A 15,417-nucleotide genomic window follows, 5' to 3' on the forward strand; every position below is an offset into this window, starting at 1 on the left:
TTGATGATCGCTTAATAGGACTTGGGGGGTACGGTGTCCCGTCACCGTCTCGTTGTGACCGCTGCCGCCGTGGCGGCCAGCGTCGTTTTCGCACCCGCGCTGGCCCAGGCGGCCGACGCCCCGGCGCCGACCGCCGGTGCGCACGTGGTGCAGACCGCGCCGAAGGACAAGATCTCCAGCCCGGCGTTCACCAAGTACGAGAGCCCGGCCAGCGCCTCGCAGCACTCCCAGGCCGCACCGGGCGCCAAGACCGCCCAGCAGGGCGCCGACGCCCCGGCCGCCAACTCTGGCCTGGCGGTCGGCATCGCCGCCGTCGGGACCAGCGCCTACGGCATCGAGCTGACCACGGTCGTCATCAGCGACCCGGTCTCGGTCGCCGTCACCGTGAACTGGGGCGACGGCACCTCGGACAACTTCAACGCGTTCGGCCAGAGCACGGACACCGGTCGCAAGCACACCTACGCGAAGCTCGGCTCGTACACCATCTCGGTGACCGCCTCCGACGGCAGCGGCTACTTCGCGACCAACACCCTCACGATGGCGACCCCGGGTTCGGCGTACACCCCGTACGGCCCGACCCGCCTGCTCGACACCCGTGACGGCACCGGCGCCCCCGCGGCCAAGGTGCAGCCGTCCACCTCGGCCCGGGTGAAGGTCGGCGGCAACGCCGGCATCCCGGCCGGCGTGACCGCCGTGGCCCTCAACGTCACCGTCACCAACACCACCACCCCCGGCCACATCAAGGCCTTCGCCGAGGGCGGCGCCCTCCCGGAGACCTCGAACGTCAACTTCGCCCCGGGGCAGACCGTCCCGAACCTGGTGATCGTCCCGGTCGGTGCGAACGGCTACGTCGACCTGTACAACGGCGGCTGGGCCCCGGTGGACCTGCTGGCCGACGTCGCCGGCTACTTCACCCACACCGCGGCCGCGGGCTACACCGCCGTCGGCCCGACCCGCCTGGTCGACACCCGCGACGGCACGGGCACCGCGCAGGGCAAGGTCAACGCGGTCTCGACGATCTCGACCCAGGTCTGGGGCACCGCGGGTGTCCCGTCGGGTGCCAAGGCGGTCGCGCTCAACGTCACGGTGACCAACCCGCAGGAGACCGGCCACCTGACGGTCTTCCCGGGTAGCCAACCTGCGCCCACCGCCTCCAACGTGAACTTCCGGACCGGCCAGACCGTCGCCAACTCGGTGATCGTTCCGGTCGGCGCCGACGGGCGGATCCAGATCCGCAACGGTGCCTGGGCCCCGACCGACGTGATCGTGGACGTGGTCGGCTACTACAGCGACAACAGCAAGAGCGCCTTCCTGCCGGTGACCCCGCTGCGTCTGCTGGACACCCGTCGTGTCGAGGACATCGGCGGACCGCTGGACCGCCGCAACTACGTCTACATGCCGCTGTCGGTCGACGAGCCGCAGTTCACCGGCTTCGTGCTCAACGCCACCGTGACCAACACCCAGGACTCGGGCCACCTGACCGTCGCCCCGGACCCGAACTCGATGACGCAGTACAACAGCGGGACGGACGTCCGGCCGACCAAGCCGCCGACCTCCTCGCTGAACTGGCAGGCCGGTGACACCGTGCCGAACCTCGTCCAGGCGAACCCCGGGGTCAACGGCATCGTCGACTTCTGGAACGCCAGCGACGGCGACATCGACCTGCTCGTCGACATGTTCGGCTTCTACCAGAACAACTGATCGACCCGAACGACTGATCGGCGACCGCTGATCACCACCCCGGGGGGCAGCCGTCCGCAGGCTGCCCCCCGGGGCGCTCCCCGCCGTCCTCGGGGGCGCTCCAGACGGCCCAGGGCCCAGGCGGGGCCGGGGTACTCCGGAAACGATGGGCTACGGCGAATGGGTTACTGTCCCTGCCGTGAGAACAATACGACTGCGGCTTCCCGGTAGAGCCGGGGGGAACACGCGTGCTGCGGCGGCGGCCGGAAAGGCCGGATCCCGGCTCGGTTGGCTCGACGCGCTGCGCGGGTTGGCCGCCCTGGTGGTGGCGCTGCACCACTTCGGGATCCTGGAGCTGCTCCCGTTCGGCGGGATGATCTGGTGGCACTTCGACCTGGGCGTGTACGGCGTGATGCTGTTCTTCCTGGTCAGCGGCTACATCATCCCCGCCTCGCTGGAACGCCGGGGTGATGTGCGGGCGTTCTGGGTCGGGCGGCTGTTCCGCATCTACCCGGCGCTGATCGGCGCCTTCGTGGTCTCGATCCTGATGCTGCCCGAGGGCGACGGATCGGTGGCGCTCTTCCGCACCGGCCACAACCTCATCTCGCTGGTCGCCAACGCGACGATGCTCCAGGACATGCTCGGCGTGATCAACGGCATGGGCGTGACCTGGACCCTCACCTACGAGATGGCCTTCTACTTCCTGGTCAGCGGTCTGTTCGCGCTCGGCTGGCACAAGCGCAGCAGCGCCTTCGCCGTCGGGTTCGCCGCGGTGGCGCTGGTGTTCGGCGGCTCGATGGCGACCGCCACGATCAGCCACGACCTGGGCTCGACCCGCAACCTCGTGCTGGCGGCGGCCCTGATCGTGCTGATGGGCTTCGCGTGCATGCTCAGCGGCAACCCGGTGCTGACCCGCACCGGTGCGGTGCTGGTGGCCGGCCTCGCCCTGGTGCTGCTGCTCAACAACAGCCGGGCCCCCGTCTTCGAGACCCTGCTGATCTTCGCCACGATGTTCGCCGGGACGGTGCTCTACCGGGCCGAGCACGGTCAGATCGAGCGCATCCACGCGGTGCTGTGCTGCGCCTTCGTGGTGGTCGCCGGGGTGGCGATCGGCTGGATGTACAACCGCAACGGCATGGAGCTGAACACCTGGAACTCCGGGTGGATCTCCTGGTCGACCTCCTACACCGGCGCCTGGGCGACCTTCCTCGGGGCGATGGCGCTGCGCAAGCGGCGGTTCCCGAAGGTGCTGACCTGGCTCGGCGCGGTGAGCTTCTCGCTGTACCTGCTGCACGTGCCGCTGCTGCACACCATCGCCCCGCTGCTGGGGCACGAGCAGCGGCCGACCGCCACCGGCGAGAAGGTGCTCTGGGTGGCCGAGTTCCTCACGGTGTCCCTGCTGGCGGCCTACCTGATGTACCGCCTGGTGGAGCTGCCGATGCAGAAGGTCGGGCGGAAGCTGCTGAAGGCGGTCGAGCGGCGCTTCCCCGCCGAGGCGCTGACGGCGCCCGGGGGCGGTGCCACTGCGGCGGCCGTACCGGTCCAGGCGGAGCCGGCCCGGGTGCCGGTCGAGGTCGGCGCCGGGGCTGCCGGGTCCGGCGGATCCGGTGGACCCACGGCGGGCTGATCCCGCCGAGGACGTGACGAAGGGCCCGCATCCCCGGGGGGATGCGGGCCCTTCGGGTGTCCGGGGCGCTCCGTCAGAGGGTGACGGTGGCGCGGAAGACGGTCGCGCCGGCGCCGCTGAGGCCGGTTTCGGTGCCGGTCGCGGGCAGGAAGGCGGACTGGCCGGGGGCGAGGTCCAGGGCGGTGCCGTCGGCCGCGGTCAGCCGGGCGGTGCCGGCGGTGCAGAGCAGGATCTGCGGGGTGCGGCCGTCGACCGTGCGGGGCTGCTCGTCCAGGTCGAAGCGGGAGAGCCGGAACTCGTCGATCGGGACGGGGTAGAGCCCCTCGCCCGGGGTCCCGGGGACGGGCACGGGCCGCAGCACCGCCGGGGCGCCGGCGGTGAAGCCGACCACCTTCATGAGCTCGGGCACGTCGATGTGCTTGGGGGTGAGCCCGGCCCGCAGCACGTTGTCCGAGTTGGCCATCAGCTCGACGCAGATGCCCTGCAGATAGGCGTGCGGGACGCCGGCACCGAGGTAGAGGGCCTCCCCGGCGCGCAGCCGGATGTGGTTGAGCAGCAGGCCGGCCAGCAGACCGCGGTCGCCGGAGAACTCCCGGGTGATCCGGGTGTACGGCGCGTACGGGCCGTCGGGGTCGCCGGCGGCGGCCTTGTCCACGGCCTCGGCGGTGTCCCGGACGGCCTCGGCGGCGGCCGGATCGGCCATCGTGAGGATGGCGGCGAGGGTGCGGCTGAGCGCGCGGGACTCGTCCTCGTCCTGGAGCAGGGCGATCAGCGGGTCGAGCGCGGGCACCTTCAGCGCGGCCATCAGCGCGGCCGCCTCGGCGGGCCGGCGGAAGCCGCAGAGGCCGTCGAAGTCGTCGAGGGCGCAGATGAGTTCGGGCTTGTGGTTGGCGTCCCGGTAGTTGCGGTTCGGGGCGTCCGACGGGATGCCGAGGGCGTCCTCCGCGGCGTGCCCGGCCCTGGCCTGGTCGAGGGTGGGGTGGGCCTGGATGGACAGCGGGATGCCGGCGGCCAGGATCTTGAAGAGGAAGGGGAGGGTGGGGCCGAACCGGGCCACGGTGGCGGCGCCCAGCTCGCCCTCGGGGTCGGCTGCGATGAGGTCGTCGAGCCGGTGCGGCCCGCCGTCCCGGTCGGCACGGGAGGGGGCGCCGGGGTGTGCGCCCATCCACAGTTCGGCCTGTGGTTCGCCGGTGGGTTCCTGCCCGAGCAACGAGGGGATCGCGGTGACGGACCCCCAGGCGTACGGGCGGACAGTGTTGACAAGCCTGTCCATGCGCGCGGTCCTGCTCCTTTTTTCCTTTGCCGCGGTGGCGGGTGTGCCGGATCGCCGAGAGGCGGCCCGGTGGTGCGGGTGGTGCCGTCCTGGCAAAGGCTGGTGATCGACCCTAGCCGACCGGCGCCACCGCCGGGGAAACGGTGGGCGGTGCCGGGTAGTGCCTCGGCCGTATCGGAGCTGCCGGGGCGCGGTAGTAGGATGCCAGCACGCTGTAGTTTCCATGTGGTTTCCACCGCGGCGGGATGCCGGGTAGAGCTGCGTTTCAGAGTGCGGGCAACGGTGACTGGCACTTCCCGCCGCCGGCCGAGAGGTTTGTACGTGACCGTGAACCAGCAGAGTTTTGCTGATCTCGGCAGGGTGCTGGTGATCATCCCGACGTTCAACGAAGCGGAGAACGTCGAGCGGATCGTCGGCCGGGTTCGTGCCTCGGTACCAGAGGCACATGTCCTGGTCGCCGATGACAACAGCCCGGACGGAACCGGCGAACTCGCCGACAAGCTGGCCGCCGAGGACCCGAGCGTGCACGTGATGCACCGCAAGGGCAAGGAGGGGCTGGGCGCCGCCTACCTCGCGGGCTTCCGCTGGGGCATCGACGCCGGCTACGACGTCCTGGTGGAGATGGACGCCGACGGCTCGCACCAGCCGGAGGAGCTGGACCGGCTGCTGGGCGCGCTGCGCGGCGCCGACCTGGTGCTGGGCTCGCGCTGGGTGCCGGGCGGCCGGGTGGTGAACTGGCCGAAGTCCCGTCTGCTGCTCTCGCGCGGCGGTTCGACCTACTCGCGGCTGATGCTGGGGGTGCCGATCCGGGATGTCACCGGCGGCTACCGGGCCTTCCGCAAGGAGACGCTGCTCGGTCTCGGCATGGACGAGGTCGCCTCGGCGGGCTACTGCTTCCAGGTCGACCTGGCCTGGCGCACGGTGAAGGCCGGCTTCAAGGTCGCCGAGGTGCCGATCACCTTCGTGGAGCGCGAGCTCGGTGCGTCCAAGATGAGCCGGAGCATCGTGGTCGAGGCGCTCTGGCGGGTCACCTCCTGGGGTGTCGCCGACCGGTTCGCGCGACTGACCGGTCGCCGGGGCAGGAAGAGCTGAGGCTCCGCGCACGGATTCGAGCGCTCGGCCCGTCTGTCCGCGGACAGACGGGCCGAGCGCTTTTCGCGTCCCGGCGCCCGGCCGGCACCGATCCGGAAGGCGTGCCCCGCCGGGCGCGCCTTCCGCGCATTCGGCGGCCCGTGCTCCCATGCTGTAGGGCGCAGGAAGTCCGACCGCCGACCAGAGGGAGCACCCAGTGACGTCGTCCCCGCCCGAGGAGAACGCCGGCGCGGAGGGCATGGACGCCGTGGACGGCTCGCGGACCGGGCGGACCGCCGAGGCCGCGCCCGCCAGACCGCTGGAGACCGCCGTCTTCACCGGCCCCGAGTCGGCCTTCTTCGCGACCTCCACGCTGATCCTCGGCGAGCACACGGCGATCCTGGTCGACGCCCAGCTCACCCGCAGCGCGGGCCGCGAGCTCGCCGAGTGGGTGGCCGGCAAGGGCCGGCGGCTGCTGGCCATCGTGATCACCCACCAGCACCCCGACCACTACTTCGGCGCCGAGGAGGTGCTGCGGCTCTTCCCCGAGGCGCAGCTGCTGGCCGCCCCGCCGGTGGTGGACGGCATCCTGCGCACCGCCGCCGCCAAGGTCGCCCAGTGGAAGCCGGTGTACGGGGACGACATCCCCGACCACCCGCTGGTGCCCGCCCCGCTGCTGCCCCAGCCGCTGATGGTCGACCGCCAGCTGATCCCGGTGCTGCTGCTCGGCCAGGCCGACTGCGGCGGCTCCACGGTGGTGCACGTGCCCAGCATCCGCACCGTCGTCGCGGGGGACTTCGTCTACAACGGCACCCATGTGTGGACCGCCGACACCACCCCGGAGCAGCGCACCGAGTGGATCCACAACCTCGGCCGGATCGCCGAGCTGGGTGCGGAGCGGGTGATCGCCGGCCACCGGGCGCCGGACCAGGGCGACGAGGCGGCCCGGGTGCTCGCCTTCACCGGCGAGTACCTGCAGGACTTCGACCGCCTGCTGGCCGAGCACCCGCACGACCCGGAGGCGCTGATCACCGCGGTGAACGAGCGGTACGGGGAGCTGACCCTGCCGGCCGTCCTGGACCTCGGGGCCGCCGCCAACACCGCGCCCCGGGAGGAGGGCGCCGCCGGGGCCGCCGACGCGGACGCCGACGGTGAGTCGGACGAGGGCGCCGAGGGCGCCGAGGAGAAGGACCAGGCCGGGCCGCAGGAGTGAGCGGCGGGCGGATACTGGCGGCATGACGCCGTATGACGCGATCGTTCCGGCCGGCGGCGCCGCCCGGCGGCTCGGCGGAGCGGACAAGCCGGGCCTGACCGTGGGCGAGTCCACCCTGCTCGACCGGGTGCTCGCCGCCTGCGCCGGCGCCCGGACCACCGTGGTGGTAGGCCCGGCCCGGCCCACCGCCCGCACCGGTGTGCGGTGGACCAGGGAGCGGCCGCCCGGCGGCGGCCCGGTCGCCGCCGTCGCGGCCGGCCTGGCGCACGTCACCGCGGACGTGGTGCTGCTGCTCGCCGCCGACCTGCCCTTCCTGGACGAGCGGACCGTCCGCCGACTGGTCGCCGCGCTCGCCGAGGAGGGCCAGGCCGCCGAGGCCGCCCTGCTGGTCGACGCCGCCGGACGGGACCAGCCGCTCGCCGCCGCCTACCGCACCGCCGCCCTGCGCACCGCCCTGGCCGCCGTCGGCGACCCGGCCGGCCTCCCGCTGCGCCGGCTCACCGGGGCCCTGCGCACCCTGCGGCTGGCGGACACCGACGCCGTCGCCTACGACTGCGACACCTGGGAGGAGCTGGCCCAGGCCCGCGAGCGCGCCGAGGCCGGCGGGTAGGGCCCGGCCCTGCGGTGGGCCCCCGGACCAGCGCCCGCCCGAGGGCTGCTCACGCCGCCCCGCACCCCGCCGTGAGCGAAACGACGCGCGCCGCTCACCGGGCAAAAACCTCGGGGTCACCGCCGATCAGGCAGCATGGGGGCCATGGAGCGCACGCTGGATGAGTGGATCGCCGAGGTCCGGACCGAACTGGGCATCGACCTGGATGTCGACGTCCCCGGATTGCTCGACCTCGCCCGGGTGGTCGCGCACGGGGTGGCCCGGCCCGCCGCACCGCTGACCGCCTTCCTGATCGGGTACGCGGCCGCCCAGCGCGGCGGCGGGCCGGAGGCCGTCGCCGAGGCGTCCCGGCGCACCATCGCGCTGGCCTCGCGCTGGACGGCGGACGCGGCCGGACCGGACCGGCCGTGAGCACCGTCGAGGAGACCGCCGTGCGCCTTCGGCCGCCCGGTCCGGCCGCGCTGAGCTGGCGCCGGGCCCGCGAGAGTGCCCGCCGGGCCGGGCTGCGCCCGCTGCCGCCGCGTACCGTCCCGCTCGCCGAGGCGCTCGGCGCCACCCTCGCCGAGCCGCTCACCGCGCTCACCGACCTGCCCGCCTTCGACACCTCCGCGATGGACGGCTGGGCGGTGGCCGGCCCCGGGCCCTGGCGGGTCTGCGGCCGGCTGCTGGCCGGGCAGGAGGCCGCGGCGCCGCTGGCCGACGGCGCGGCCGTCGAGATCGCCACCGGCGCCCAGCTGCCGCCCGGCGCCACCGCGGTCCTGCGCCGCGAGCACGGCGAGCAGCTCGGGCCGCTGCTGTACGACCGCGGCCCCGAGCCGCTGACCACCGGCCAGGACGTCCGTCCGCGCGGCCAGGAGTGCCGCCGGGGCGAGGCGCTGCTGGCCACCGGCACCCCGGTCGGCCCGGCGGTGCTCGGGCTGGCCGCCGCCTGCGGCCACGACCGGCTGGCCGTCCGCCGCCGCCCGGTGGTCGAACTGCTCGTCCTCGGCGATGAGTTGCTCGACTCCGGGCTGCCCGCGCCCGGTCTGGTCCGGGATGCGCTGGGCCCGCTGCTGCCGCCCTGGCTGCGTGCGGCCGGCGCCGAGGTCGGCGAACGGCGGGCCGTCCGGGACGACTTCGGGCTGCTGCGGGATGCCATCCGGCACTCCACCGCCGACGTGGTGATCACCACCGGCGGGACCGCGGCCGGCCCGGTCGACTTCCTGCACCAGGCCCTCGCCGCGGCCGACGCCCGGTTGCTGGTGGACGGCGTGGCCGTCCGCCCCGGCCACCCGATGCTGCTCGCCGAACTCCCCGGCGGCCGCCACCTGGTGGGCCTGCCGGGCAATCCGCTGGCGGCGGTGGCCGGCACCGTGACCCTCGCCCTGCCGCTGCTGCACGCCCGCAGCGGCCGGGCGGTCGTCGAGCCCGCCGTCGCACCCACCGCCGTCGACCTGCCCGGCCACCCCGCGGACACCCGGCTGCTGCCGGTGCGCCGGACCGAGCGCGGCGTCGTCCCGCTCGCCTTCGACGGCCCCGCGATGCTGCGCGGGCTGGCCCGCGCGGAGGCCCTCGCCGTCGTCCCGCCCGGCGGCGCCGCGGCCGGCACCGCCGTCGAGCTCCTGGAGGTCCCGTGAAGGCTAAACGGCAGTCCAGGCTGGGCCCGCTCGTCCCCGGCACCGAGCCGTGGGCGGACGCCGGCATCGTGCTGCCGGCCCGTCGCAGCGGCCCCGCGGTGCACCAGGTCGGCTCGCGGCTGCTGCTGGCCCTCGCCGTGCTGGTCGCCACCACCCTGATCGTCTGGCTGGACCGCGACGGGTACAACGACAACGCCGGCGGCGGGCTGAGCTTCCTCGACTCGGCGTACTACGCCACCGTGACGCTCTCCACCACGGGGTACGGGGACATCACCCCGTTCAGTGCCGGCGCCCGGCTCACCAACATCTTCGTGATCACCCCGCTGCGGGTGCTCTTCCTGATCATCCTGGTCGGCACCACGCTCGAAGTGCTCACCGAACGCACCCGCCAGCAGTGGCGGTTGAACCGCTGGAGGTCCACCGTGCACGAGCACACCGTCGTGATCGGGTACGGCACCAAGGGGCGCAGCGCCGTCGACACGCTGCTCGGCCAGGGGGTGCGCAAGGAGGAGATCGTGGTCGTCGACCCGCAGCGCAAGGTGATCGACCAGGCCGCCCAGCACGGTCTGGTGGGCGTGGTCGGCGACGCCACCCGTACCGACACCCTGATCCGGGCCGGGCTGCCCGCCGCGGCGCGGGTGGTGGTCGCGCCCGAGCGGGACGACACGGCCGTCCTGGTCACCCTGACCGCGCGCCAGCTCAACAAGGCCGCCACCGTGGTCGCGGCGGTCCGCGAGGACGAGAACGCCCCGCTGCTGCGGCAGAGCGGCGCCGACGTGGTGGTGACCAGCTCCAGCTCGGCGGGCCGGCTGCTCGGCATGTCGATGGTCAGCCCGCACGCGGGGGCGGTGATGGAGGACCTGCTCACCTACGGCAACGGCCTGGACGTGATCGAGCGCCCGGTCACCCGGGCCGAGGCCGGGCACAGCCCGCGGGACTGCGCGGACCTGGTGGTCGCGGTGGTCCGGGGCCGGCGGGTGCTCAACTACACCGAGCCGGAGGCGGCCGTGCTGCAGCTCACCGACCGGGTGATCGTCATCAAGTGACCGGGGTGGCTACAGTCCGTGTCATGACTGAGCAACCGCACGCCCCGTTCGGCACGTTCGAGTCGGTCAGCGCGGCCCTGGCGGTCGCCGACCTGCTCGCCGACCCGGTGGCGGACGCCCTCAAGAACTGGGACGACCGGGAGGCGGCCGAGTCCGTGCTGTACGTGGACACCGATCCGGGGAAGGCCGACACCGCGGTGTTCTGCGAGACCTACGGCGCGCCGCTGGAGGCCTCGGCGAACTGCGTGGTGGTCGCCGCCAAGCGCGGCGGGGAGACCGCGCTCGCCGCCTGCCTGGCGCTCGCCACCACCCGGGTGGACGTCAACAAGGCCGTCCGCAAGCACCTGGAGGCGCGCAAGGCCTCCTTCGCGTCGATGGACGCCGCGGTGGCGGAGACGGGCATGGAGTACGGCGGCATCACCCCGATCGGTCTGCCGGCCGGCTGGCCGCTGCTGATCGACGCGGCGGTGGCCGAGGCGCCGTACGTGCTGATCGGCAGCGGCCGGCGGCGCGGCAAGCTGATCCTGCCGGGCCGTGCGCTGGCCCAACTCCCGGGCGCCGAGGTGCTGCCGGGCCTCGCGGGCTGAGCGGGGCGCCGTCGCGCCCGGGCCGGTACGCAGTAGCTTCGGGGCATGCATGCGATGACGATTCCTGAACCCGGCGGGCCCGAGGCACTGGTCTGGGCCGAGGTGCCCGACCCGGTGCCCGGCGAGGGCGAGGTCCTGGTCGAGGTGGCGGCGACCGCCGTCAACCGCGCCGATCTGCTGCAGCGGCAGGGCCTCTACAGCCCGCCGGCCGGAAGCTCCCCCTACCCCGGGCTGGAGTGCTCGGGGCGGATCACCGCCCTCGGGCCCGGCGTGGCCGGCTGGGGGGTGGGCGACGAGGTGTGCGCGCTGCTGGTCGGCGGCGGGTACGCCCAGAAGGTCGCCGTCCCGGTCGGGCAGCTGCTGCCGGTGCCGAAGGGGCTGGGCCTGGAGGAGGCCGCCGCGCTGCCGGAGGTGGCCTCGACGGTCTGGTCCAACGTCTTCCTGGTCGCCCACCTGCGGCCGGGCGAGACGGTGCTGCTGCACGGCGGCGCCAGCGGTATCGGGACGATGGCGATCCAGCTGGCCAAGGCGGTCGGCGCGCGGGTGGCGGTGACGGCGGGCAGCGCCGAGAAGCTGGCCCGGTGCACCGAACTGGGTGCCGACATCGTGATCGACTACCGCGAGCAGGACTTCGTCGAGGTGCTGCGGGAGGCCACCGGCGGCGCCGGGGCGGACGTGATCCTGGACATCATGGGCGCGAAGTACCTCCAGCGGAACGTGGACGCGCTGGCGGTGAACGGCCGGCTGGTGATCATCGGGCTGCAGGGCGGGGTCCAGGGCGAGCTCAACCTCAACACGCTGCTGCGCAAGCGCGGCGCGGTGATCGCCACCAACCTGCGCGGGCGGCCGCTGGCCGAGAAGGCCGCGATCGTGGCCGCGGTGCGCGAGCACGTGTGGCCGCTGATCGAGTCCGGGGTGGTGAAGCCGGTGATCGACCGGGTGCTGCCGCTGGCCGAGGCCGCCGCCGGGCACCGGGTGCTGGAGCAGGGCGAGCAGGTCGGCAAGGTGGTCCTCAGGGCCTGAGGCCCTGGGGCCCGGCAGTGGAAGCGGCGGCGGGGCGGTTGGTGCACAGTCGTTCGGAATGCCTGAATTGTCGGATTGTGTGAGGCTGGTCCGGAGCTGTCCCGCCGCCGACCCCGCCCGTGCGCGGTCGGCCGTCGGAAGGACCTCCGACCGTGGCCGCACCTTCGTTCGCGTTCCTCGGGCCGCTGCCCGCCGCGCTCTCCCACGGCCGTACCCGCGGCCGCTCCGCCAGGTCCGTCGGCTGTGCCGATGCCTGCCGCTGCCGCAGCGGCGCCCCCTCCGGTGGGCGCCGCTGGCAGCGGCTGCTCGCGGTGGCGGTGCTGGGCCTGGCCGTCCCGCTCGGATCCGCCACCCTCGCCGCCGCGGATCCGGCCGCCGGGTCGGAGGAGACCTCCGTGGCGGTGCCCGCCGAGCGGCCCGGGGACTGGCCGCACCGGACCGGCTCTCCCTCGGCGGACCCCTCGGCGGTGCCCACCCGCGGGCCGACCGCCGGGCCGTCCGGCGCGTCCTCCGCGCCGTCCGCCCCTACCCTTCCCGCCGCCCCTGCCGCGCCCTCGGCCGCCCGCTCCGCCGAGCCGGTGGTCGAGCCCTCCTCGGCACCGCCGCCCTCGGCGGGGCCGGCTGCCGCCCTGCCCGCCGCGCCGTCGGCGGAGCCCGCCGCGGACCCGGCCGCGGACCAGGCGCCGGCCGCCGCGCCGCCGCAGCACCAGAGCGTCCGGCCGCGGCCCGGTCCGGCCCGGCCCGCCCAGTCCGGCGGCCTCTGGGCCGACCGCGGGCCGGCCGGCCCCCGGCACCGCCCGGCCTCGGCGCCCGAGCGGACCGCGGCCGCCCCGGACCGGTCCGCCGAGACCGTGGCCGGTGCGCCCGAGACCGACCCGCCGGCCTCCGACGCGGACCCCGGCGCGGCCGGCGCGACGACGGGGGCGGGGGCGGGGGCGTGGGCGGCCGGTGAGGAGAGCGTGGCCGCCGCGCCCGGGACGGCCGCCGAGACCGCCACCGTCGCCGGCCGCGGCCTGGTGGCCGGCCAGGTCGCCGTGCCCGCCCGCTGGAGCGACGCCTCCACGCTCCAGTTCCCGCTGGGTGCGGGCCTCGGCCTGATCGGCTGCGGACTGGGCCTCATCGGCCTGCGGCTGCGCCGGGGCTGAGCCGGTCGGCGCGGGGGCTGAGCCGGTGGGCGCCGGGGCCTGGTGCCGGTCGCCGTATGCCGGGTGCCGTGTACCGGGCGGTCGGGTACCGGGCGGCTTCTGTGAAGGCCCCGCGCGAACTGAGTACGCGTACGGATGCCGGGCCGCCGCGCACAGGCGTAGCGTCGGTTCCGGCGGTGGCGGCGTGGTCGGGGGCTTCCACCCGACCAACCCCAGTGAGAGAGAATGTTGTTCATGACGAATCCGATGAACGAGCGCTCGCCGCAGGAGTTGTACCAGGCCTCCGGCGGGCAGTCGCAGGACGGCCAGAAGGTGCTGATCGTCGGACCGGACGGGATGCCCGTGGGCCCGGGCTTCGCCGGCTCGGCGGGGAGCGACGACGGTGACATGCCGCGTGAGCTCCCGGTGACCGAGATGGTGGAGCAGCCCGCCAAGGTCATGCGGATCGGCAGCATGATCAAGCAGCTGCTGGAGGAGGTCCGGGCGGCTCCCCTCGACGAGGCCAGCCGCGTCCGGCTGAAGGACATCCACGCCAGCTCCATCAAGGAGCTGGAGCTCGGGCTGGCCCCCGAACTGGTCGCCGAGCTGGAGCGGTTGTCGCTCCCGTTCACCGAGGACACCATCCCGACCGAGGCCGAGCTGCGGATCGCGCAGGCGCAGCTGGTGGGCTGGCTGGAGGGGCTGTTCCACGGCATCCAGACCGCGCTGTTCGCCCAGCAGATGGCGGCGCGGGCGCAGCTGGAGCAGATGCGCCGGGCCCTGCCGCCCGGTCTGCACGGCGGTGACCTGGAGGGCGACGAGCCCGGGGAGGGCCGCGGCATCCGCTCCGGCCCGTACCTGTAGAGGGGCCCGTCCCGGGCTGCCGGGGGAGCCTACGTACGGGTACGGTCGCGGCCTGGACACAGTGTCGGCCCTGGGCCGATCACTGTCGCCGCGAGCCGATACCCTGACCCCTGTCGTCGGCCGGGTGAGGCTGCGACAGGGGTCGGGCAGGCCCAGGGGGCCGGGCCCGACCAACGCACGGACGAGACCGAACGTCACGGGCGCGGCGGCACCGCCGCACCGAGGGGGAGCAGAGGACCATGAGCGAGCACGGCAACGCGGCGGTCGAGGGCTACTCCCTGGGCAACGGCAGGTACGTGCTGCAGCGGCTGCTGGGTGAGGGCGGCATGGCCTCCGTGCACCTCGCGTACGACAACGTGCTGGACCGCCAGGTCGCGCTGAAGAGCATGCACACCGAGCTCGGCCGTGACGACACCTTCAAGGAGCGCTTCCGCCGCGAGGCGCAGTCGGTGGCCCGGCTGGAGCACCAGAACATCGTCACCGTCTACGACAGCGGCGAGGACATCGCCCCCGACGGCTCCAGCACCCCGTTCATCGTGATGCAGCTGGTCGACGGCAAGGGCCTGCGCGACGCGATCAACGAGGCGGTCGCCCAGTACGGCGCGATGCCCGCCGAGGAGGCGCTGCGGGTCACCGTCGGTGTGCTCAACGCGCTGGAGGCCTCGCACGACCAGGGCCTGGTCCACCGCGACATCAAGCCCGGCAACGTCATGTTCGACCGCAAGGGCGTCGTCAAGGTCATGGACTTCGGCATCGCCCGCGCGCTGGAGCCCGGGGTCACCTCGATGACCCAGACCGGCATGGTGGTCGGCACCCCGCAGTACCTCTCGCCCGAGCAGGCCCTCGGCAAGCCGGTGGACGCCCGCTCCGACCTCTACTCGGTCGGCGTGATGCTCTTCGAGATGATCACCGGCCAGCTGGTCTTCGACGGCGACTCGGCGTTCTCGATCGCCTACAAGCACGTCCAGGAGGAGCCGCCGGCGCCGTCCACGCTCAACCGGTCGGTCAGCCCGGCGGTGGACGCCTTCGTCGCCCAGGCGCTGCGCAAGGACCCGGCGCACCGCTTCCCGAGCGCGGCCGCGATGCGCGACGAGGCCGAGCGGCTGATCGCCGCCGGACGGGGCGGCGGCAACCAGCTGGCCGCGAGCACCCCGCTGGTGATCACCGACGGTCCGCGCTCGGCCCACGCGGCCCCGCAGCAGGCCCCGCAGACGCCGCAGCCCTTCCAGCAGCAGTACCAGACCCCGCCGCCGGCCTTCCAGACCCCGCCGCCGCAGCACCCGCAGACGCCGCAGCCGTTCCCGCAGCAGTACCAGACGCCCCCGCCGGCCTTCCAGACCCCGGCGCCCTTCGCACCGCAGGCGCACACCCCGCCGCCGATGCCTATGCCGATGCCGGCGCCGCCGTTCCAGCCCGCCCCGGCGAGCAACAGCAACGGCTGCTCCACCGCGCTCGTGATCGTCGGCATCATCGTCGGCGTGATCGTGCTCGCCATCATCATCATCGCCATCGTGGTGACCAAGGCGCAGAACGACAGCTCGGGCAAGAGCACCTCGCGGTACACCGGGCAGTCGGCCACCGTCCTCCACCTGGACGGCTTCACCGACCGGAATGGCCTGCTCTGACGGTTTCCGCCCGGATCGGGTGGGCTACGCCGATCGGCCGGAGGCGGTAGCGTTCGGG

Annotated in this window: 12 protein-coding genes and 2 pseudogenes; 13 read left to right on the forward strand and 1 reads right to left on the reverse strand. The window is 74.2% G+C overall.

Annotated features, from left to right (window positions below; all coding sequences use genetic code 11):
* Positions 1-54: 54 nt before the first annotated feature.
* Both ACGFZP_RS09510 and ACGFZP_RS09515 read left to right on the forward strand, forming a co-directional pair.
* On the forward strand, positions 55-1,701 hold the full coding sequence (locus ACGFZP_RS09510) for a hypothetical protein (protein WP_392930336.1): 1,647 nt from the start codon (positions 55-57) through the stop codon (positions 1,699-1,701).
* Between the two features lie 145 nt (positions 1,702-1,846).
* The gene (locus tag ACGFZP_RS09515; protein WP_392930338.1) at positions 1,847-3,307 is read left to right on the forward strand and encodes an acyltransferase family protein; all 1,461 of its coding nucleotides are present in this window, start codon (positions 1,847-1,849) and stop codon (positions 3,305-3,307) included.
* A 73-nt stretch (positions 3,308-3,380) separates the two neighbouring features.
* On the opposite strand, the gene manA is transcribed toward ACGFZP_RS09515, so the two are convergent.
* Positions 3,381-4,580, reverse strand: coding sequence for a mannose-6-phosphate isomerase, class I (gene manA / locus ACGFZP_RS09520; RefSeq protein ID WP_392930341.1), 1,200 nt, complete (start codon positions 4,578-4,580; stop codon positions 3,381-3,383).
* A 321-nt stretch (positions 4,581-4,901) separates the two neighbouring features.
* Between manA and ACGFZP_RS09525 the strand changes: the two genes are divergently transcribed.
* The 11 genes and pseudogenes from ACGFZP_RS09525 to ACGFZP_RS09575 all read left to right on the forward strand — a co-directional run bounded on the left by ACGFZP_RS09525 (position 4,902) and on the right by ACGFZP_RS09575 (position 15,359).
* Positions 4,902-5,672, forward strand: coding sequence for a polyprenol monophosphomannose synthase (locus ACGFZP_RS09525; RefSeq protein WP_392930342.1), 771 nt, complete (start codon positions 4,902-4,904; stop codon positions 5,670-5,672).
* Positions 5,673-5,868: 196 nt separating this feature from the next.
* Positions 5,869-6,864, forward strand: a complete 996-nt coding sequence (locus ACGFZP_RS09530) for an MBL fold metallo-hydrolase (protein WP_392930344.1) — start codon at positions 5,869-5,871, stop codon at positions 6,862-6,864.
* 22 nt (positions 6,865-6,886) lie between these two features.
* Positions 6,887-7,458 (forward strand): annotated as a pseudogene (locus ACGFZP_RS09535) (molybdenum cofactor guanylyltransferase); the annotation flags it as partial.
* A gap of 141 nt (positions 7,459-7,599) precedes the next feature.
* Positions 7,600-7,885 (forward strand): annotated as a pseudogene (locus ACGFZP_RS09540) (DUF6457 domain-containing protein); the annotation flags it as partial.
* Positions 7,882-9,090, forward strand: coding sequence for a molybdopterin molybdotransferase MoeA (locus ACGFZP_RS09545; RefSeq protein ID WP_392930346.1), 1,209 nt, complete (start codon positions 7,882-7,884; stop codon positions 9,088-9,090). The pseudogene ACGFZP_RS09540 and the gene ACGFZP_RS09545, both read left to right, overlap by 4 nt.
* A gap of 20 nt (positions 9,091-9,110) precedes the next feature.
* Positions 9,111-10,136, forward strand: a complete 1,026-nt coding sequence (locus ACGFZP_RS09550) for a potassium channel family protein (RefSeq protein ID WP_392931025.1) — start codon at positions 9,111-9,113, stop codon at positions 10,134-10,136.
* A gap of 23 nt (positions 10,137-10,159) precedes the next feature.
* Positions 10,160-10,723 carry a YbaK/EbsC family protein gene (locus ACGFZP_RS09555; RefSeq protein WP_392930349.1) on the forward strand — a complete coding sequence of 188 codons (564 nt, stop codon included), beginning with the start codon at positions 10,160-10,162 and terminating at the stop codon, positions 10,721-10,723.
* A gap of 45 nt (positions 10,724-10,768) precedes the next feature.
* Positions 10,769-11,746 (forward strand): NAD(P)H-quinone oxidoreductase, encoded by a 978-nt coding sequence (locus tag ACGFZP_RS09560; RefSeq protein WP_392930350.1) that lies wholly within the window; start codon positions 10,769-10,771, stop codon positions 11,744-11,746.
* Between the two features lie 152 nt (positions 11,747-11,898).
* On the forward strand, positions 11,899-12,891 hold the full coding sequence (locus tag ACGFZP_RS09565; RefSeq protein WP_392930352.1) for a hypothetical protein: 993 nt from the start codon (positions 11,899-11,901) through the stop codon (positions 12,889-12,891).
* A gap of 234 nt (positions 12,892-13,125) precedes the next feature.
* The gene (locus tag ACGFZP_RS09570; protein ID WP_392930353.1) at positions 13,126-13,734 is read left to right on the forward strand and encodes a bacterial proteasome activator family protein; all 609 of its coding nucleotides are present in this window, start codon (positions 13,126-13,128) and stop codon (positions 13,732-13,734) included.
* A gap of 239 nt (positions 13,735-13,973) precedes the next feature.
* Positions 13,974-15,359 (forward strand): protein kinase, encoded by a 1,386-nt coding sequence (locus ACGFZP_RS09575; RefSeq protein ID WP_392930355.1) that lies wholly within the window; start codon positions 13,974-13,976, stop codon positions 15,357-15,359.
* The last annotated feature ends 58 nt before the right edge of the window (positions 15,360-15,417 follow it).

The sequence above is a fragment of the Kitasatospora sp. NPDC048239 genome, assembly GCF_043202015.1.
In the GTDB taxonomy this organism is placed as follows: domain Bacteria; phylum Actinomycetota; class Actinomycetes; order Streptomycetales; family Streptomycetaceae; genus Kitasatospora.